Origin of the sequence: Citrobacter sp. Cpo109 (assembly GCF_030332565.1) — a bacterium.
GTDB lineage: Bacteria > Pseudomonadota > Gammaproteobacteria > Enterobacterales > Enterobacteriaceae > Citrobacter > Citrobacter portucalensis.
On the sequence record NZ_JAOWHQ010000014.1, the window covers coordinates 1 to 245 of the forward strand.

1 protein-coding gene is annotated in these 245 nt (G+C 53.9%); it reads left to right on the top strand.

Features of this window, described 5'->3' with window-relative positions; genetic code table 11:
- Window positions 1-245 (top strand): hypothetical protein (locus OGY71_RS00270; RefSeq protein ID WP_286612612.1); only part of this gene is annotated, 245 nt, incomplete at both ends.

The window sequence follows — 245 nt, forward strand, 5'->3', positions numbered from 1 at the left end:
GAGATTAACGGCCACCAGTATCACGGCCAGGTGATTGATACCGGGAAAAATACCCTCGGTTATCGTATCGAGGTGGATTCGAGCGCGTTCTCTGACAACGTCGACCATGTGCTGAAAGACGCGACGGTCCATGTCAGCGTCACCTCTCACGATGCGGCGGGCAACCTGGCGATTGCCACCAGCAGCCACGATGTACATCTCGATAACTTCGCAGAAAACAGCGTACATATTGATAAGGTCGCGAC